Origin of the sequence: Psychrobacter raelei, from assembly GCF_022631235.3 — a bacterium.
In the GTDB taxonomy this organism is placed as follows: Bacteria; Pseudomonadota; Gammaproteobacteria; order Pseudomonadales; family Moraxellaceae; genus Psychrobacter; species Psychrobacter raelei.
The window spans coordinates 732,178-749,760 of sequence record NZ_CP093310.2 but is presented as its reverse complement, the minus strand read 5'-3'; the positions used below and the strand labels follow the sequence as shown (position 1 = coordinate 749,760).

General features: G+C 45.8%; 12 protein-coding genes. 8 read left to right on the top strand and 4 right to left on the bottom strand.

Going from position 1 to position 17,583, the window contains the following annotated elements; all coding sequences use genetic code 11:
* Positions 1 to 149: 149 nt before the first annotated feature.
* Positions 150 to 1,529 carry a solute carrier family 23 protein gene (locus tag MN210_RS03190; RefSeq protein ID WP_011959846.1) on the top strand — a complete coding sequence of 460 codons (1,380 nt, stop codon included), beginning with the start codon at positions 150 to 152 and terminating at the stop codon, positions 1,527 to 1,529.
* A gap of 117 nt (positions 1,530 to 1,646) precedes the next feature.
* On the opposite strand, the gene MN210_RS03185 is transcribed toward MN210_RS03190, so the two are convergent.
* The gene (locus MN210_RS03185) at positions 1,647 to 2,609 is read right to left on the bottom strand and encodes a DMT family transporter (protein WP_338412535.1); all 963 of its coding nucleotides are present in this window, start codon (positions 2,607 to 2,609) and stop codon (positions 1,647 to 1,649) included.
* A gap of 215 nt (positions 2,610 to 2,824) precedes the next feature.
* Between MN210_RS03185 and MN210_RS03180 the strand changes: the two genes are divergently transcribed.
* Positions 2,825 to 3,130 (top strand): monooxygenase, encoded by a 306-nt coding sequence (locus tag MN210_RS03180; protein ID WP_011959844.1) that lies wholly within the window; start codon positions 2,825 to 2,827, stop codon positions 3,128 to 3,130.
* Positions 3,131 to 3,216: 86 nt separating this feature from the next.
* Positions 3,217 to 6,015 carry a phosphoenolpyruvate carboxylase gene (gene ppc, locus MN210_RS03175; RefSeq protein ID WP_338412534.1) on the top strand — a complete coding sequence of 933 codons (2,799 nt, stop codon included), beginning with the start codon at positions 3,217 to 3,219 and terminating at the stop codon, positions 6,013 to 6,015.
* Positions 6,016 to 6,168: 153 nt separating this feature from the next.
* Here the strand turns inward: ppc and MN210_RS03170 are convergent, their stop codons facing one another.
* The 3 genes from MN210_RS03170 to rpsB form a co-directional block, all read right to left on the bottom strand.
* A complete protein-coding gene (locus tag MN210_RS03170) occupies positions 6,169 to 7,047 on the bottom strand; it encodes a hypothetical protein (protein WP_241879191.1) in 879 nt (292 codons plus the stop codon).
* A gap of 176 nt (positions 7,048 to 7,223) precedes the next feature.
* On the bottom strand, positions 7,224 to 8,102 hold the full coding sequence (tsf, locus tag MN210_RS03165) for a translation elongation factor Ts (RefSeq protein ID WP_011959841.1): 879 nt from the start codon (positions 8,100 to 8,102) through the stop codon (positions 7,224 to 7,226).
* 192 nt (positions 8,103 to 8,294) lie between these two features.
* Entirely contained in the window at positions 8,295 to 9,083 is a 789-nt protein-coding gene (gene rpsB, locus MN210_RS03160) for a 30S ribosomal protein S2 (protein WP_041773277.1), read from the bottom strand.
* 659 nt (positions 9,084 to 9,742) lie between these two features.
* Here rpsB and map point away from each other — a divergent pair.
* The 5 genes from map (at position 9,743) to MN210_RS03135 (ending at position 17,558) form a co-directional block, all read left to right on the top strand.
* A complete protein-coding gene (gene map, locus MN210_RS03155) occupies positions 9,743 to 10,543 on the top strand; it encodes a type I methionyl aminopeptidase (protein WP_338412533.1) in 801 nt (266 codons plus the stop codon).
* A gap of 169 nt (positions 10,544 to 10,712) precedes the next feature.
* Positions 10,713 to 13,412: a [protein-PII] uridylyltransferase gene (gene glnD / locus MN210_RS03150; RefSeq protein WP_338412532.1), complete on the top strand. Its 2,700-nt coding sequence runs from the start codon at positions 10,713 to 10,715 to the stop codon at positions 13,410 to 13,412.
* Positions 13,413 to 13,472: 60 nt separating this feature from the next.
* Positions 13,473 to 14,702 (top strand): succinyldiaminopimelate transaminase, encoded by a 1,230-nt coding sequence (dapC, locus tag MN210_RS03145; RefSeq protein ID WP_011959837.1) that lies wholly within the window; start codon positions 13,473 to 13,475, stop codon positions 14,700 to 14,702.
* A 140-nt stretch (positions 14,703 to 14,842) separates the two neighbouring features.
* Positions 14,843 to 16,888 (top strand): DUF294 nucleotidyltransferase-like domain-containing protein, encoded by a 2,046-nt coding sequence (locus tag MN210_RS03140; protein WP_338412531.1) that lies wholly within the window; start codon positions 14,843 to 14,845, stop codon positions 16,886 to 16,888.
* 64 nt (positions 16,889 to 16,952) lie between these two features.
* Positions 16,953 to 17,558 (top strand): 3'-5' exonuclease, encoded by a 606-nt coding sequence (locus MN210_RS03135; RefSeq protein ID WP_338412530.1) that lies wholly within the window; start codon positions 16,953 to 16,955, stop codon positions 17,556 to 17,558.
* The last annotated feature ends 25 nt before the right edge of the window (positions 17,559 to 17,583 follow it).

The window sequence follows — 17,583 nt, the reverse complement described above, 5'->3', positions numbered from 1 at the left end:
TTGTCAAAAACTGGCGCCTTTTTATCTGACAAAAACTCATTCCAAAGGCTTATTTTTTCGTACTTAGGCCATAAACTTGGTCTATAATACGCGCAGTTTGCCTGCCCTAAGGGGGTAGGTTCCCTCATGACCAATGTTAAGGAACCCCTATGGACCCACGCCCTATAGAAGCAAAACCCACAGACAGCTCTGAACCCACCCCTTTATACGAATACAATGCAGACTTTAGTAATGGTAAATGGTTTCCTAATTGGAAGCCGTTTCAGGGGGATTTAGACCAACACTCTGTGGCCATTAATGAATACTTACCACCTGCCAAAAGCGTTATGCTCGGTGTCCAGCACACCTTTGCCATGTTCGGCGCTACCGTATTGGCTCCGCTACTTATGGGCTTTGATGTCAATTTGGCCATCTTGATGTCCGGTATTTGTACCATCTTGTTCTTTTTTATCACCGGTGGTCGTATGCCAAGCTACCTTGGCTCAAGCTTTGCGTTTATCGGACCTGTTATTGCCGCTTCTGCGTATGCTGGCAGTGGCCCTAACCCCAACCTAAATGTGGCGCTGGGCGGCATTATGGTGTGTGGTATGATTTATGCTGCCGTGGGTCTGTTGGTTATGAAAGTGGGCACCAACTGGATTGAAAAGCTGATGCCGCCTGTCGTGACTGGCGCCATTGTGATGATTATCGGCTTAAACCTAGCCCCTGTGACGGTACAAGGGGTATCTGCCAATCAGTTTGACGCTTGGATGGCCACCTTAACTGTGCTGCTGATCAGTAGCGTAGCCATCTTTACCCGAGGCATGATGCGCCGCTTACTGCTTTTGGTCGGCCTATTATTGTCCTACTTCATTTATTTTATCGTCACCAATGTGATGGGCTTTGGTACGCCGATTGACTTTAGCCATGTACAACAAGCAGCTTGGTTTGGTCTACCTACCCCGCATACACCTGAGTTTAGCTTAAATGCCATTATCTTAATTGCGCCAATTGCCTTTATCTTAATTGCCGAAAACTTAGGCCACTTTAAAGCGGTAGAGGGCATGACCAAATCTCATGTGACCCCGTATATTGGTCGCGGATTTTTTGCAGACGGTCTGGCCACTACCTTCTCAGCAGGCTTTGGTGGTACAGGTGTGACCACTTATGCTGAGAACATTGGGGTGATGGCGGTAACCAAAGTATATAGCACCACTATCTTTGTGATGGCCGGTGTGGTGGCGATTTTCTTAGGATTATCACCGAAATTTGGTGCCATTATTCAAAGCATCCCACCTGCGTTATTGGGCGGCGCCTCTATCGTGGTATTTGGCCTCATTGCAGTAGCTGGTGTCAAAATCTGGATCGACAACAAAATCGACTTTAGCAAAAACAGCAACCTTATTATTGCTGCAGTGACCGTCATTATGGGCGCTGGTAATTTTAGTCTGCATCTAGGCGGCTTCGACTTGGGCGGTATCGGTACGGCGACTTTGACTGCCATCGTGTTAAATGCGCTATTTAACCGTGAGATTGCCAATACCAAATAGTGTCTGTCTAAGCCCAGTCATCTACCGTTAAAAAAGCCGAGCTGTCAGAGCTCGGCTTTTTTTTGGCAGTCTTAACTGGATAGCTATTTACTTAACTTCTAACAGTTGATGTGACTACTAACGGCGCCGATAAAACTTTGCAAAGAATCGATAGCGGCGCAGCTTGAGTGTCTCATTAAAGGGCTTGGGCTTTAATGATCCTAAATAAATGGCAAACATGGTCAGGGCAGCTCCCGTCCATTGGATGGTATTGATTGGCTTATCTAACCAAAAGTAATCAATAAATAACGCAGCCACAGGCTCTGTCAGCAGCAGCAGTCCGGTTAATGCCAAAGACAGCTTAGGGATTGAGTAGGCGATAAGTCCCCATGCCAAGCACTGCATCACCGTTCCATATATCAATATCCAGCCTATCTCCGCCAAAGAGTTGGGCAGTATTTTGCCAGCATCAAATAAAAACATGGGGATAAGCATTGCCAGACTGCCGCCAATACTAATACGCTGCATCAAGATAAAAATCGGTGTGGGCGCGTTTTGATGAGTTAAGCGGATAAAAGTCATTGAGGCCGCTAACATAGCCGCTGAGACGATGCCGGTGATAAACCCGTAAGCGGCATGATTGTTATTGGCAAACTCAGGGCTAGCAATAAACACGACGCCTGCCAGCGCAATGACGAGGCTGATGAGCTGAATTATGGTTTGACGCTCTTTAAATAACAAAAACCCAAGCGCTGCTAAAAAGAAAATCTGTAAGCTATTTAACAAGGTTGATATGCCTGGGCCCACTGCATAAATGCTTTCGTGCCACAGCGCCAAATCAAACCCTAAAAACACCCCCGACAGCAGCGCAAATATAAATGCTTTTTTATTGGCTTGACTGCCTTTGTCGACTGGCATTTTTTGACCGAACACAGCGGCCAATAAGGTAAACACTATTCCGGATATGGCCAATCGCCAAAAGGCCATGGCATAGCCACCCACATCCACATGAGCCACAATCAGACTGCCTAGTCCAAAAATGACGCACCCAATGACCAATCCTATGGCCGGTAATTGGCCCGCATCCTTTATTTTTATCATATACCAACCTAGCGCGTTCAAATCTATCGGCCACTTAGGGCCAATATTTTTCTAAAATTCCCAGACTTAAATGTGTTGCAAAATAAGCTTAAAGTGGGTTGAATATAACGCAGTATACCCTTAATCTAAATAGGCGATACAGCCTTTAGCTAAAATTGAGGACATGGGCGTGTTTTAGGGTTTATTTACGACGTTATTTATCAAAAGGATTAAACATGAAATACTTATTACAAATAGACTTTCCCTATCAAGGTCCCTTTGGTGAAGCGTTCTATGAAGCCATGAAGCCGCTCGCTGAAGACATTGCCACTGAAGCTGGCCTGATTTCAAAAATCTGGACCGAAAATGAACACACTCAAGAAGCTGGTGGTATTTACGTCTTTGATAACTTAGCAGATGCCAACCGATATTTAGACAAACACACCGAGCGCTTGAGCAGCTTTGGCTTTAGTGATATCAAAGCCAAAGTATTTGTCATCAATGAGGCACTCAGCACGATTTGCCACGCAACATTCGACTAAGCCTTAACGCTTAACCACTAAACCTTACCAAAAAATAAACAACCCGCCCCACCAAAAAGTAAAATACATTATTTAAGGAAGAACACATGCCATCGAACAATGAGGTACTACGCTCACGTGTCAGGTTACTCGGCTCATTCTTGGGTGACGCCATCGCCCGTCAATCTGGCGAAGACACGCTACAAACCATCGAAACCTTGCGTAAGGGCTTTATTCAAGAACGCCGTGATCCCAATCCCGCTAACAAACAAAAGCTCATTGACCTTATTGCTTCACTGGATAATAAAACTTTAAAAAACGTCATCCGCGGCTTCTCTATTTATTTCTTCTTAGCCAATCTTACAGAAGAGAACTTCTTGCGTGAAGAGCGTCGCACCTTAAAGCAGCAGTCGCAAAACTTTTGGGAAGGCTCGTTTCGTCATACCTTACTTGAGTGCCAACAGCGTCATATTGCAGCCGATCAAATCAAAGAGCTCATTGATCAGCTCAAATTTATCCCCGTATTCACAGCCCACCCAACCGAGGCTCGCCGCCGTACCACCATGAATATCTTGCAGACTTTATATGCGCACAGTACCGCGCTCAACGATCTGCCTGAAGGCTCTTTGGCGTATCAAGAGGCCAAGCAAAAAACAGCCGAAACCATTGACTTATTATGGTCATCAGATGAAGTGCGTACCCGAAAGCCTTTGGTCTATGATGAGATTAATAACGGTCTACACTATTTTAATGCCAGTTTATTTACCGCCATTCCTCAGGTCTATCGCAATATAAAAAATGCCATTGTCGATGTCTATCCTGAACTAAGTGACTATGCCCTACCTGCCTTCTTAAGCTTCGGCTCTTGGATTGGTGGTGATAGAGATGGCAACCCCTTTGTGACTCATGAGACCACAGAGATGGCGGTGCTGCTACACGCCAATACTGTGCTGCGTCACTATCAGGTTATGGTAAGAAAGCTACGTCGTGAGCTGATTCACAGCGATACCATTGCCAGTATCTCCCCTAAGATCTATCAGCGCATTAAGCACTACAGCGAGCTGGATGAGAGAATTTTTTATTACAATCCCGATGACTATAACAACGAGCCGTATCGCAGATTACTGTCCATCATTTTGGCCAAAATTGCCGCAACCAATGAGCACATTCAAAGCCAAGGCAATAAACCTGAAGCAGCAGCGGATGCCTATAGCAATCCACAAGCCTTGCTCGATGATTTGCGCCTAATCCGTGAAAGCTTAAGTACTCATGATAAGGCGCATGCTGAGGGACTGCTGCTCGATATGATTCGCCTTGTCAAAACTTGCGGCTTTCATCTGGCAGCATTAGATATCCGCCAAGACTCCGGCTATCATGGCGAAGTGATTGCCGATATCTTTGATAACGCCTCAAACCTGCCTGATTATCGTCAATTAAGTGAAACTGAACGTCAACAATGGCTGACCCGCTTGCTTGAGCAGCCAGGTACGCCACTGATTTATGTAGATAATTTATCCAAGCAAACCCAAGAACAGCTTGCGCTAATAAACTCCATTGCCAAACTGCGTAAACTGGTGGGTGAAGACACCTTTGGCAGCTATATCATCTCCATGACCAACAATGCCAGTCAGTTGCTTGAGGTGTTATTGCTGATGCGCTTTTCTGGTCTATCTGGCATCAATGACTCAGGCGAGCTGTACGCAGCACTTCCTGTGGCGCCTTTGTTTGAGACCATTGAAGACTTAAAGAATATCGATCATATTCTACCTGCGGTGCTTGACAATCCTTTGTACCGCAAATTGCTTGAACAGTCAGGCAATACCCAAGAGATTATGCTGGGCTATTCAGACTCCTCCAAAGATGGCGGTATTATTACCTCAGCTTGGCAGCTTTATAGCGCTCAGCAGACCATCACTGAGATTGCCAAAAAATATGGCATTAATACCCGTCTGTTCCATGGCCGCGGCGGCTCGGTCAGCCGTGGTGGTGGCTCAACTCACCAAGCCATTGCTGCACAGCCTGCCGGTACTTTAAATGGCCAAATTAAGTTCACCGAACAAGGCGAAGTACTGTATGCCAAATACGCCAATCCAGACACCGCTGTGTTTGAGCTGACCATGGGCATCACCGGCGCACTAAAAGCCACCTCGTCGCGCTTTGTAGAGCAGCCCAAGCAATTAAACAGCTATGAGGCCTTATTTGCCCGCCTAGCAGAAGCCGGTGAGCAGCAGTACCGTGCATTAACTGATAACACCGAAGGCTTTTATGAATTTTATTCCCAGGCCACGCCGGTACAAGAGATTTCTTTGTTAAATATCGGCTCACGCCCTGCCCACCGCAAAAAAGGCTTACCAAGTAAATCTACCATTCGTGCCATTCCTTGGGTATTTGGTTGGTCACTTGCTCGCTTTACCCTACCGGCTTGGTATGGCGTAGGCAGTGCATTAAATAGCGTTAAGCAAGATGAAGCCTTGATGCAGGAGATGAATGACAATTGGCCATTCTTTAACGCCTTTATCAGTAATATTGAGATGGCCTTTACCAAGTCTGAGATGAGCATCGCTCAAGCTTACAGTCAGCTTTGCGAAGATGAGACGCTACGCGCGCGTATCATGCAAGCGGTCATTGATGAGCATGATCTAACACAGCAAGGTCTTAACTCTTTACTGAATCAAGACACGCTGCTGTCGAATCAACAAGAATTGGCGAGCTCACTTGAATGGCGCAATGCTTATTTAGACCCAATTAACTACATTCAAATTGAGCTGCTAAAACGATTGCGTCAAAACAACGAGCAGACGCCAGATACCTCATCAGGCCATACTCAAAACGATGATATCAGTGTCGAAGACCCATTAATTCGCAGCATCAACGCCTTGGCTGCCGGTCTTCGTAATACCGGTTAGCATTGAAGCATTGAAAGATAAACAATGAAAAAGCCCTTCACTGAGTGAGTGAAGGGCTTTCTTATGTCAATCAAAAGACCAAAACATGTTATCAAACAACACGCTCAAGCGCTTTAGCATCAACCTGTGTTATCTGACTATTGACTATTATGGTCAGCTTGTAGGCATAGGCAGCCGCAGTAGCCGCATTGATATGGGTAGTGGCAAAGAGACATATGGGGTTTGATAATCGAGCAATAAGCGATTCATGACTTTGCGCTTATGGGCAATCTTTTGCGCCTGTTCTAGAGCGACCCAGTGCGGCCTGACATCAATTAAATAAGTGTCGGTCAGGTCTTTTTTATTCACAAAAACAATGGCGTAAATACTCTCGTGAAACAGGCGTTTGCGCCGAATTTGATGATTGATTTTATCAAACAGCGTCTCGTCCTGTTTTAGCAGTGATTTAATACTGCGTTCAAAGTCATTAATATAATAATCAACCTCTAGTGTTAGCAAGGTCTTTCTTTTGGCTTGCCCAGACTCGCAGATATAAGACGCTTTGACATATACCTTATAAACCCGTTTAAAAGCCGTGACTTGCTTGCATCTTTTGTTGGCTTGCTTCCTACAGGCTATTGCTTCTGGCTGGCATGATAATGGTTCATTGTCATCTGCTTTAGCAGTTTGCTGCTCACATAAATAGTCATGATAAATCTTACGGGCTTTTGCGCACTGCTCTTGGGTCACTGACCATGCCAATTGGCGATGGTAGTTTAGATGCCACACAGTGATGACTTTGCCTGTGTTCACATTCTGTAGAGCCACATAATAGTATTTATCTTTCGGGCTATAAAACAATAAATGACGCTTGCTTAGCCCATATTTCTGACTGATATCAACACACACATTCTCATCGAGCAAAAGCATCAGCTCTTTTGGCGTCAGTGAGGTGCGTTGTCTAATGCGCTTTTCGGCATGCCTTGAAGGATAGGCGAAGCATTGCCGCCCTCTTTTAATTAAATCGCTAAAAGTGACATCCGCATCAGCCATGATTTTTGTTTCATCCAGTTAAATAAACTCTATCAAATACCTTTAATATAATAGCATTAAATATGCGCAGGTATAGTGCGCTTATTTTTAGACAAAAACAAAAAAAAGCCCATCACAACGTGATGGACTTTCTTGAAGCAAAACAATCAAACATCTGATTGCTTATATTCATGCGCTTATTGAGCAGCAGCAGCCTGGGCAGCAGCAACTTCAGCAGCGAAGTCTTCTTGTTTTTTCTCGATACCTTCACCAACTTCAAAGCGTACGAAGTCTTTAACCGTTACGCCGTCAGCTTTAAGTACATCACCTACTTTCTTCTCGTTGTCCATGACGTAAGCTTGACGAACCAATACAACTTCGTCTAGGTACTTACGTAGGCCACCTTCGATCATTTTTTCGATGATGTTGTCAGGTTTACCAGATTCACGAGCTTTGGCTTCAGCGATGTCTTTTTCACGAGCTAGGATATCAGCTGGAACGTCAGTGTCGTTAACGGCTACTGGGTTGAACGCTGCGATGTGCATCGCTAAGTTTTTGCCGCTGTCTTCTTGACCGCCTTCGCTTGATACAACCACACCGATACGTAGACCATGACGGTAAGACGCTAGGTTGTCACCTTCGATGATTTTTGCACGGCGTACTTGGATGTTTTCACCAATTTTTTGAACCAAAGCAACGCGAGCTTCTTCAACGCTTTGGCCATTGCCGTAGTCAAGCTCAGAAATAGCGGCAACATCAGTGGTGTTGTTAGCTAGGGCTAATTCAGCTACTTTATTAGCAAATTCAGTGAAGTTGTCATCTTTAGCGACGAAGTCAGTTTGGCAGTTAACTTCTAGCAAGATAGCTTTGTTGCCTTCTTGAGCGATTACGATAGCGCCGTCAGCGGCAATGTTACCTGCTTTTTTAGCCGCTTTTGCTTGACCTGATTTACGTAGGTTGTCGATCGCTTGCTCAACATCACCATTTGTTTCTTCTAGCGCTTTTTTACATTCCATCATGCCAAGGCCAGTACGGTCACGAAGCTCTTTTACTAATTTAGCAGAAATCTTAGACATATTTTTTCCTCTATTTGAGTAGTTATGGTGTATAAAATTATAATATAAATAAGCAGTGTAAGTTTATAAAATGACAAGGGCATGACGAGGGTTTCCACATCATGCCGCAATAGGTCATAGAATACTTATGAGATTAGGTCACCGTTTATGTCAAACGTTACCCACTCTCAATTCCTCTGCTACTTAATTCAATTACTCAGCTGAATCAGCTTCAGGTGCTGCAGCTTCTTCAGTTTGAACGTCTTCAGCAGCAGGAGCTTCAGCAGCGCCACCAGCTTGGGTTTTGGCGTATTCTTTACCAGCGATGATCGCATCAGCCATACGAGTAACGTATAACGTTACGGCACGGATAGCATCGTCGTTAGCTGGAATGATGTAGTCAACGTTATCTGGGTTTGAGTTAGTATCAACGATACCGATAACTGGGATACCTAAGTTTTTAGCTTCTTTAATAGCAATGGCTTCATGATCAACGTCTACAACGAAGATTGCGTCAGGTAGACCGCCCATGTTTTTAATACCACCTAAAGAGCGCTCTAGTTTTTCCATAGCACGGGTACGCTCTAACGCTTCACGCTTAGTTAACTTAGCGAAAGTACCATCTTCAGCTTGTTTTTCTAGCTCTTTTAGACGGTTGATTGACTGACGTAGTGTTTTCCAGTTAGTCAACATACCACCTAACCAGCGGTGATCAACGTATGGCTGGCCAGCACGTAAAGCTTGCTCACGGATTACGCCGCTTGCTGCACGCTTAGTACCAACGAATAATACTTTGTTGTTTTTAGCCGCTAAACCGTTAACATAAGTCAACGCTTCGTTGAATGCTTTAACAGTGTGCTCAAGGTTGATGATATGAATTTTGTTGCGCGCACCAAAGATGTACTGGTTCATTTTTGGGTTCCAAAAACGAGTTTGGTGACCGAAGTGAGCACCCGCTTGTAGAAGGTCGCGCATTGGCATATTAGTTGGACTGTTTGACATGTAAAATTCCTTAGTTATTGGGTTATGCCTCCACACTGCAAAAATCACCGATTTGTCGACACGCATCTGCTCAATCCCGCCCTACCGTGATAAATAAATCATCTGCAATAGGAAACAACAAAGCAAATTAGTCAAGCCGACAAACACCCAGCCATTTTTTAGCGCAATGTGTGTGTCATTGGTTAATAAGTTCATCTATATTTTACGTTGAGCCTGATGCCACAGGCTTTTGGGCAAGGCAGCAGACAACAAAGAAAATAAGGTCAGTATTTTACCATATATAAAGCGAATATAGAAGTGTTATTGCCACTGCGCTGCACTTTGCTATGCCCATGTTTTTGTATGTTTTCGCTTTGGCGAGATTTTAAGAGGTGCTGTATTGATTTGGCATAACATAGGTATAAAAAAACCACCATCAAGGCTGTCTTATAGCTATGGTATAATGGGAAACTTGCTAAAATAGCATTTGTCCAAGCCGCTTTTTTTATCGCTTTAGTTTTTATCACTATCGTCAGTATAAAGAGTTAAGCGCGGCAAGTACAAAGTAAGCCGCTTTCGTTATCAGACCCCTGATCCTCCCTGCGCGTGGCCAATGCTATGCCTCGCTGATACATCAGCCGTCTTTTATTTTTCTAACCAACTTGAAAAACAAAAATACTATGAGTAATACAGACAATTTAATACTTGGCCCAGAAGCCATCGAAAAAATGCGCATCGCCGGTAAACTTGCCAGTGATGTCTTGGTTATGCTTGATGAGCATGTCAAAGAAGGCGTGACCACTGAGACCCTAAATCAGTTGGCTCATGACTATATCGTTAATGTCCAAGGCGCAATTCCTGCACCCTTAAACTACGGCCACCCCCCTTTTCCTAAGTCGATTTGTACTTCGGTAAACCACGTGGTGTGTCATGGCATCCCAGCCGATAATAAAATCTTAAAAGACGGTGACATCATTAACATTGATGTGACTGTGATTAAAGATGGCTATTATGGCGATACCTCAAGAATGTGGATTATCGGTGAAGGCTCTATCATGGCGCAGCGTATCTGTGACGTGGCACAAAAAGCGTTATATGCAGGTATGAGTGTGGTCAAAAATGGCGCACATCTTGGTGATATCGGTGCGGCCATCCAAGAAGTGGTTGAGCCTGAACGCTTTAGCATTGTGCGTGAATTCTGTGGTCATGGCATCAGTAATACCTTCCACCATGAGCCGCAAGTGATGCATTACGGCCGTAAGGGAACAGGTATGGAATTAAAAACCGGTATGACCTTTACCATTGAGCCCATGATTAACCAAGGCACCTGGAAGACCAAAATCTTACCAGACCAGTGGACCGCCATTACTAAAGACCGTAAGCTGTCAGCACAGTGGGAGCACACCTTAATGGTCACTGATAACGGCTGTGAGGTATTCACGACCCGTCCTGAAGAAGATTTAAGCTTCTTAACCGCCTAATGTGATAAAAAAGACTGCCTTCGGTGGTCTTTTTTTTGGCAAAATAAAAGAGGTGATACTTTTGAGGCGTTAATTAAACTTATGTCACAAAAAAACTTATGTTATAAATGACTTGCGCCACGTTAATTGGCTATTATCTTAAGACCCTATACCCTGTTTGGAACTGACCATGTTTATTAGCGATCCCACCGACTCCTTAATCACGCCCTTGCCTGATTTGACCGCGCACAGTGAAGCTCAATCTCGCAATTTGGGGATACCCGATTGGCTCAAGCAAATTGAGGCGGACATTGCCACGGCGTTGGAAAAAGGGGTCGATATTCGTCACTTGGTAGAGGCGAGAGCTGCGTCCATTGATAGCCTACTGATTGAGCTGTTTAAGTTACATGAGCTGACGCAAACGGATTTGGCGCTATTTGCTGTGGGCGGCTATGGCCGAGGTGAGCTGTCGCCTTATTCCGATGTGGACATCCTGATACTCTCCCCCGATACATTAAGTACTGAAACCTCACAAAAGGTAGATGGCTTTGTGGCGCGCTTATGGGATGTGGGTATTGAGCCGGGTATTGCGGTGCGCACCATAGAGGATTGTCTGCAAGTGGCCACAGACATCACAGTCGCCACCAACTTACTTGAGGCACGCCTATTAATCGGCAACGACAGTTTAAGCGCCATCCCTAACAACGTGGTGCAACAAACTTGGTCTCAAAAAGAGTTTTATGATGCCAAAATGGCTGAAGCCCGCGCCCGTCATTTGCTTCATAATGGCACTGAATATAATCTTGAGCCAGATATCAAAAAATCCCCAGGGGGTCTGCGTGACATCCATACCATTGGCTGGATTACCAAACGCTATTTTCGCATTACCAAATTATACGACTTAGTACCGCAGGACTTTTTGACCGAAAAAGAATTCGATGAGCTGATGTTTGCAGAAGGGTTTTTATGGCGCATCCGTCATCATTTGCATCATTTAACCGGCCGCAATGAAAACAAACTGCTGTTCGATTATCAGCGTGACATCGCGGAGCGTATGGGGTATGAGCAAAGCGAGGAAGATGAGCCTAATGCAGCCGTAGAAAACTTCATGCGCGACTATTACCGCTGCGCCATGCAAATCTCCACCCTGTCTGAAATGCTGACTTCGCACTATTACGAGACCTTAATTGAGGCGCGTCTACCTGAATCAGAGCGTCCCGAAAAATCAGTATTAAATGCCCGCTTTAACCGAGTCGGTGATCATATTGCCATTGCCCACCATCACGTATTTGCTCAGCATCCTGAAGCCATTTTAGAGATGTTTTTATTAATGGGTCAGCATGGCATTAAGCATATCCGCACCCGCACGTTGCGCGCGCTAAAAATTGCGGCGCGAGGCATTGATCAGCACTATCGTGATAACCCATTGCACAAAAAGCTGTTCTTAGATAATTTAAAAGAGCAAAACTACCTGTTTCATCGCCTACGTATTATGAAGCGCTACGGGGTGCTGGCCAACTATATGCCGCAATTTGTCAATTTAATTGGGCTGATGCAGTATGACTTGTTCCACCGCTATACCGTGGATGCACATATCTTGCTACTTATTCGTATGCTGCACCGCTTTACCAGCCCCAAATACCAAGATGACTTTGCACTGGTAGGCTCTATTTACAAACGCATCGAGCGTAAAGAGATTATTGTACTGGCAGCTATCTTCCATGATATTGCCAAAGGCCGCGGCGGTGATCACAGCGAGCTTGGAGAGCGTGATGCCATTGAGTTTTGTCTCAGCCATGGCATGAGTGAGGCCGATGCCAAATTGATTGGTTGGCTGACTCGATATCATCTGCTCATGTCGATGACTGCACAAAAACAAGACATCTCTGACCCTGAAGTGGTGACTAAGTTTGCCAATTTAGTCGGTAATGTCACTCATCTAAATCACCTGTATGTACTCACCGTCGCAGACATGAACGCCACCAATCCTCAGCTATGGAATAGCTGGCGTGCCAGCTTAATGAAGCAGTTATATACCCAAACTCGGCGTATTTTACGTGCCGATTTAGATGCGCCCACCAACCGTCAAGAAATGATTGCCACTACTCGTCAACAGGCACTGACCATGCTGGATAAAGTCGACAATCAGCACATGAACCGTGAGGAGGTATTGGCACTATGGGATGAGCTCGGCGATGAGTATTTTTTACGTGAAATCCCAGAAGCCATTATGTGGCATACTGAGGCCATCTTAAATCACCCCCCTATTGGCCGTGCTTCCGATGCCAACAGTGAGCCCTTAATTGTGCTGCGTGAGCATAGAGAATTGGCACTCGATGCGGTACAAATTTTTATCTACACCCAAGATCAGGCCAACTTATTTGCAGTGACTATGGCGGTGTTTGATCAAATGAATCTAGATGTGCTCGATGCACGTATTATTACTGCCACGCGCGACTTTGCCTTAGATTCTTATGTGTTACTTGATCGCCATGGCACCTTATTGACTGACCCTGAATCGCGTGAGGAGTTGACCCGCCGCTTAATTGACGCCTTTAAAAACCCTGAAACGCCCAAGCTGGTTCAAAAGCGCTTACCACGGCGCTTAAAGAACTTTCAAGTACCCACCACCATTGATTTTAACTATAATGAAGCCAGTCGCCAGCATGTGATGAGCCTAACTACCCTAGATCAGCCGGGGTTACTGGCGCGCATTGGTCAGGTATTCTTGAACGAGGGCATTGAGGTCCATGCCGCGCGCATTACTACCTTAGGCGAGCGTGCTGAGGATATGTTTTATATTAGTGACATTGGGGATAATATGCTCAGTGACGCTAAGCTTGAGCGCCTAAGAACCACCTTAATTGACGTGCTTACACCGAGCTGTTGAGCGGTTTACAAACCTGTTATTGTCTGTGCACCTTAACCACTATATTTAAATAGGTCCATCATGAACCCAAAATTAGAGCTGCTGCACCCTTATCCGTTTGCCAAGATGGCTACCTTATTGGCACACTCTACCCCAGCCCCTGAGTTTGAAACCATCAAGCTTGGTATTGGCGAGCCGAAGCATGAGCCGCCCTCTTTTGTGTTACAGACGCTAGCGGACAACCTAATCAAGGTACAAAACTATCCCTCAACCAGTGGCTTACCTGAGCTACGCCAAGCCATTGCTGATTGGCTACAACACCGCTTTAGCTTAAATCGCATCAGTGCAGACTCACAGATTATCCCGGTGATGGGTACTCGTGAGGCCTTATTTAGCTTCGTCCAAGCCGCTATTAACTTAGACGCAGGCAATGATGTATCTGATAAACCCCTCATTGTCATGCCAAACCCTTTTTATCAGATTTATGAAGGTGCCGCTTTGCTTGCCGGCGCAGAGCCCTATTTTGTGCCTTGTACTGCGGATAATGATTTCAAGGGCGATTACCGCTCGGTGCCAAGTGACGTTTGGGAGCGTACCCAGCTGGTCTTTGTGTGTAGCCCCAACAACCCCACTGGAGCAGTATTTGATGCCGATGATTGGCAGGCATTGATTGAGCTGTCGGACCAACACAACTTTATCATCGCCAGTGATGAGTGCTATAGCGAGCTTTATTTTGAGTCGCCTCCTGTTGGGCTACTTGAAGTGTGTGCGCAACTGGGCCGCGATGATTACAAAAACTGCGTGGTGTTCCACTCGTTGTCCAAGCGCTCAAATCTGCCAGGGCTACGCTCAGGCTTTATCGCAGGTGATGCCAGCTTATTACAGCCGTACCTGCAATATCGTACCTATCAAGGCGCCGCATTACCCATTCATCACCAACTGGCCTCTATCGCTGCTTGGCAAGATGAAGCACACGTTGAGCACAACCGCACGCTTTATGCCCAAAAGTTCGATTTATGGATCAGTGAGCTGGGTGAGGCATTAACTCTTACCAAACCAGATGCTGGATTTTATTTATGGGTACAAGTGCCCCCACCCTTTGTCGATGAACAAGGCGAGCCAGATGACGAGGCCTTTGTCAAAGCCTTATATGAACAGGTCAATATCAATGCGCTGGCAGGACGTTACTTGTCACGTGAAGTTGATGGCGTAAATCCAGGTAAAGGTTTTGTCCGCCTAGCACTGGTGGCCAGTGTCGATGAAAGCCGGCAAGCCATTGAACGTATCAAAGGATTATTGGCACAGCCTTAGTCTTTTGCTCCACAGCCTGTGCTTCAATAAAGCACAGGCGCCAGATAAGCCGTGCGTCATTGCTCAAGAAGCGGTACAATGCCTGCTAAAATAACACGTGTACCCTATGTAATTTATTCGACATAACCAGGGAGTGGTTTATGACCAGGCTAGACTTTACGCAGCCTCCTTTTGACGTTTTGAGCTCAAATGAGCGTGAAAGTCTAAAAAAACAAACTCAAATCCGCTATTTGGCTAAAAATGAGGCGTTAAGCATCGCAGATACTGCCTATTTTTATGTGGTACTAAAAGGGCGTATCCAGCAAAGCCTAGCAGGTGAGACACTAGGTGAGTTTGTCGCCACAGCACTTAGCAATGATTGGTTCGATGGCCGCAAGCTACCTACAGATGAAGAGGTACACCTGCCGATACCAGCCGCCACGCCGATAAATCACTCAACAAAAGATGCATACCCAAGCGATGCCTATCATTATCAAGCCGTTGAAGACAGCTTGCTGCTGCAAGTGAATCCAGCGGCGATAGACAGACTATCGGTACAAAATCGTTATATCAGAAATTTACTCAGCGGCGAGTTGGCTGAGCGTATGCAGGCGTATAGCGCGCGCAGTCAAAAACCCGCCTTACGCACTACTCGCACGCTCAGTCATGCCGACTCCCTAGATACCCAAGGCTCAGCCGATGTATTAAATGGTGATGAATTAAATGGCCATGTATTAAATGCTTCTGTTGCCGCCACTCAAGCTGAGTCGCAGCAGCTTATGCTACAGCCGGTCACTGCCATTCGCATGCTTGACGTGCATACCATTGCAGAGACCGCCACCTTGGTAGATGCTGCCACCACCATGACCCAAGCTGGGCTTAAGCATGTCTTGGTCAAGCGCATCCCTACCGTGGAGCGCCACCCCACCCGCTCCCATCAAAGTAACTTAGGCATTTTAACAGATGCCGATATTTGCCGAGCTGTGAGTGAAAGGGTGGATATGAGCACAGCTTTATGCCGAGATTATGCCAAGTTCAAGCTACACACCATCGACCATCATCAAGACATTAGCGAGGCGCTGCTGGCGATGATTCGCTACCGAGTCCACCGTTTACCAGTACTTGATGAAAATCAAGAAGTGATCGGGGTACTGGGTCAAAGTGACTTGTTGGCGTTTTTGAGTCATCACTCTCAGCTTATTACCTTACAAATTGAGCAAGCCCGTAGTATAGATATGCTCAAAGGTCCGGTAGAACAGATTGGCCAATACATTCGAGAACAACACAACAATGGCATCAAAATCGGGGTAATTAGCCGCATTGTACAAGCGCTCAATGCCCATGTCTTTGCCAAATTGTGGCGACTTATCGTGCCCGATATGGTGTATGAGAACACCTGCATTATCGTGATGGGCTCCGAGGGCCGCGGCGAGCAAATTATGCGCACTGACCAAGACAATGCGCTAATTATACGTAATGGCTTTAATGACTCCAATTTGGCCGATTATGCCCAAAAATTCAATCACGTATTGGCAGAAATGGGGTACCCGCTGTGTGAGGGGAACATCATGATGAGCAATCCCTTATGGCGTCAGTCGTTAAACCGCTTTAAGTCAGAGATTTCAATCTGGTTTAATCAGCGTGAGCCGCAGCACGCCATTTGGTTATCTTGTCTACTAGATGCCTCTTACGTATGCGGCGATGAGCGCCTACTTGAGAGCCTACGCAAACATATCCAAGTGGCGCATCGCAGCACAGATCCCATGTTCGTGCGCGGCTTTGCTCAGGCCGCTTTGCAATTTGGCGATATCAATCAGTGGTGGAAAAAATTTATGCCGCTTATCGGTAAGCCCATGGCGCAAGATATTGATCTAAAAAAAGCGGGTATATTTCCTTTGGTACACGGCATTCGAGCACTGGCCTTAGAAAACGACATCTTTGATGTCACAAGCAGTAAGGCCCGGCTACAAGAGCTGGCGCGCGCTGGCGTCATGACGCATAATCGGGCAGAGACACTCAATGAGGCGCTGGAGTTTTTTATGGCTCGTCGTTTGGATATTGCCTTGGCCACAGAAGACCGACTGGCCCGCCAAGTTGATCCCTCAAGCCTATCCGCGCTTGAAAGAGATCTGTTAAAAGAGTGCCTAAACGTGGTCAAAAGTTTCAAAAATGAGCTGCGTCAACGTTATCAGCTCGAAGTCGCTTAGCGAAAAACCATCCCTATCTGCTATTGTCTTAATTTGCTATCTGTGTCCTCTTGGAGGTCTGATTATGAGCTTTATGCAGCACCTAAAATCCAGTTGGTACCAAAAGCGCCTGCTACGCCCTGAGCTCAATGGGATGTTTGAGCCGCCGGTGGAGAATCAGTGGGTGGCCATTGATTGTGAGATGAGCGGTCTTAACGCCAAAAAAAACCATTTACTGTCTATCGCAGCCATTCATATTAACGGATCTGTCATCGATACCGGACAGGGGCTACATCTTATTTGTCGCCCGCCGGTGATGCCCACCAAGGACACCATCATCATTCATGGCCTGCGCCCGATAGATGTCGAAAATGGTTTAAGTTATGAGCAAATGTTGGCGAAGCTGCTGCCGTTTATCGGTAATCGCCCCATCGTTGGGTTTTGTCCTCAGCTAGACATCAGTTTTTTAAACCCGTTAGTCAAAGCTTATATGGGTACTTATCTGCCTAATCCAGTTATTGATATTCGTACGCTTTATAATCGCTACAGCGGTAACCGCACCCAAGGCATACCTGATCAATCTTCGCACCTTAGCGCCATTTGTCAGCAGCTCAAGTTGCCTGATATGGCTGCCCATGATGCCTATAATGATGCCATTATGACCGCCATGGCTTTTTTACTATTAAAGTAACGAAAGCTTATTTGCTCTGGCTCTA

Bases quoted from the DNA above. Each gene is read 5' to 3' on its own strand.
- MN210_RS03190 (WP_011959846.1), top strand. From the start codon at position 150: ATGGACCCACGCCCTATAGAAGCAAAACCCACAGACAGCTCTGAACCC.
- MN210_RS03185 (WP_338412535.1), bottom strand. From the start codon at position 2,609: ATGATAAAAATAAAGGATGCGGGCCAATTACCGGCCATAGGATTGGTC.
- MN210_RS03180 (WP_011959844.1), top strand. From the start codon at position 2,825: ATGAAATACTTATTACAAATAGACTTTCCCTATCAAGGTCCCTTTGGT.
- ppc (WP_338412534.1), top strand. From the start codon at position 3,217: ATGCCATCGAACAATGAGGTACTACGCTCACGTGTCAGGTTACTCGGC.
- MN210_RS03170 (WP_241879191.1), bottom strand. From the start codon at position 7,047: ATGGCTGATGCGGATGTCACTTTTAGCGATTTAATTAAAAGAGGGCGG.
- tsf (WP_011959841.1), bottom strand. From the start codon at position 8,102: ATGTCTAAGATTTCTGCTAAATTAGTAAAAGAGCTTCGTGACCGTACT.
- rpsB (WP_041773277.1), bottom strand. From the start codon at position 9,083: ATGTCAAACAGTCCAACTAATATGCCAATGCGCGACCTTCTACAAGCG.
- map (WP_338412533.1), top strand. From the start codon at position 9,743: ATGAGTAATACAGACAATTTAATACTTGGCCCAGAAGCCATCGAAAAA.
- glnD (WP_338412532.1), top strand. From the start codon at position 10,713: ATGTTTATTAGCGATCCCACCGACTCCTTAATCACGCCCTTGCCTGAT.
- dapC (WP_011959837.1), top strand. From the start codon at position 13,473: ATGAACCCAAAATTAGAGCTGCTGCACCCTTATCCGTTTGCCAAGATG.
- MN210_RS03140 (WP_338412531.1), top strand. From the start codon at position 14,843: ATGACCAGGCTAGACTTTACGCAGCCTCCTTTTGACGTTTTGAGCTCA.
- MN210_RS03135 (WP_338412530.1), top strand. From the start codon at position 16,953: ATGAGCTTTATGCAGCACCTAAAATCCAGTTGGTACCAAAAGCGCCTG.